The sequence below is a fragment of the Acidisphaera sp. L21 genome (assembly GCF_009765685.1).
Lineage (GTDB): Bacteria > Pseudomonadota > Alphaproteobacteria > Acetobacterales > Acetobacteraceae > LMUY01.
The window spans coordinates 1-1,205 of sequence record NZ_LMUY01000150.1; the positions used below are offsets into that span (position 1 = coordinate 1).

The following is a 1,205-nucleotide window of genomic DNA, read 5'->3' on the forward strand; positions in this document are numbered from 1 at the left end:
CCTGGCAAAATACGGCAAGGAGCAGGACGACGAGATCGTTCGGCAGGAAAGCGGGCTGGTGGATGTGTTCCGTAAAGGTGGGATGAATATTCAGGAGGTCGATCTCGATAGTTTCCGCAAGCCCGTCCTCGCCAGCCTGCCCGGCAAGTTCGAGGCGAAATGGGGCAAGGGCCTTTGGGACAGAGTTGCTTCGGCCTGAACAGCATGGTGCGAATCTTCGACCGCGCGTTGGAGGCTGTGGCCTGTACGCTATTGTTCGTGCTGTTGGTGACGGTGCTGCTGGGTGTCATCACGCGCGCCACTGGAGAGCCGCTGATCTGGACGGACGAGGGCGCCCGCTTCGTGATGGTGTGGCTCGCCTCGTTCGGCTGGATGATCGCCGGGCGCCGCCGCGCCCATGTCCGCATCCGGTATTTCCAGGACCTGCTCCCCCCGGCGCTGCATCGCGGGACGGAGGTGGTGATCCAACTCGCGATGGTCGCGCTCGGCTGCGCTCTGGCCTGGTATGGGGTCTACCTGGTACGCCGCAACCAGGATCTGGAGGCGACGTCGCTGCCGATTTCGATGGCCTGGCTGTACATACCGATGATCCCTGCCGGGTTGCTGATGGCAGTGCAGGGCGTGGCCCAGGCCATCGAGCGAGGAAAGCTCGTGTCCACCTCCCCTCTCTCGGAGGAGTTGGTGGAATGACCAATTTCCGATTCGCATTGGCATGACCAACCTCATGTTCGGCATCGGTGGCGTGTGGCTGGTGAGCATCCTGGCCGGGCTGCCGCTGTTCGCTGCGATGGGGCTGGCCGCGTTGGCCTTCGTCTCCCTTGCCGGGCTTTCCCCGTCGATCGTGCCGCAGAAGATGGCGCAGGCCATGAACTCGTTCCCGATCGTGGCCGCGCCTTTGTTCATCCTCATGGGCAATCTGCTGAGCGCGTCCCGCATCACCGACCGCATCGTGCGATTTGCCACGGCGATCACCGGGTCGCTGCGCGGTGGGTATGCGCAGGCCAGCATCCTCTCCAGCCTGATCTTCGCGGGCATGGCCGGGTCGGCGGTGGCAGATGCGGCGGGAACGGGTGCGGTGGAAATCCGGGCGATGAAGCGGGCAGGCTACCGGGCGGAAACCGCGGCGGCGATCAATGCTTCGGCTGCGACAATCGGCGCCATCGTGCCGCCCAGCCTGCCGATCGTGATCTTTGGCGTCACCTCCG

The 1,205-nt window shown here is 64.5% G+C and carries 2 protein-coding genes and 1 pseudogene; all 3 read left to right on the forward strand.

Features of this window, described 5'->3' with window-relative positions; translation table 11 throughout:
- Positions 1-199, forward strand: a pseudogene (locus GSQ76_RS28400) (TRAP transporter substrate-binding protein DctP); the annotation flags it as partial.
- Between the two features lie 5 nt (positions 200-204).
- Positions 205-690: a TRAP transporter small permease gene (locus tag GSQ76_RS28405; RefSeq protein ID WP_158747449.1), complete on the forward strand. Its 486-nt coding sequence runs from the start codon at positions 205-207 to the stop codon at positions 688-690.
- A gap of 22 nt (positions 691-712) precedes the next feature.
- The coding region (locus GSQ76_RS28410; RefSeq protein WP_158747450.1) for a TRAP transporter large permease subunit at positions 713-1,205 on the forward strand (493 nt) is incomplete at its 3' end.